Here is a 246-nt window from a genome sequence, read left to right as displayed (position 1 = left end):
CAGCATACAGGACAAAGCGAGCGTTCGATTGATCCTCATGACGAGAAAACAGGGACGAGGCGCCGATGTTCCCGGTCAAATCCTCACGATTTGCGGAAACGGATCAGCGAGAAATGCCCCATCGGCGCCGAGAGCGGCCCGCGCCGCATCTTCGAGCTCGCCTTTGCGCCGCTGGCGCGGCGGCTCGGCTGGCGTCCGGAATTTCCGTGGGAGCGGCTGACCAATTGGGCCGCGAAACACGGCGGC

1 pseudogene is annotated in these 246 nt (G+C 63.8%); it reads left to right on the top strand.

Annotation, left to right across the window (positions count from 1 at the left end):
- Positions 1-120: 120 nt before the first annotated feature.
- Positions 121-246, top strand: a pseudogene (locus tag FNJ47_RS52395) (SAM-dependent methyltransferase); the annotation flags it as partial.

This window comes from Bradyrhizobium uaiense, from assembly GCF_010811875.1.
In the GTDB taxonomy this organism is placed as follows: domain Bacteria; phylum Pseudomonadota; class Alphaproteobacteria; order Rhizobiales; family Xanthobacteraceae; genus Bradyrhizobium; species Bradyrhizobium uaiense.
Note: the sequence above shows the minus strand (reverse complement) of the source record. Positions and strands in the feature narration are given on the sequence as shown.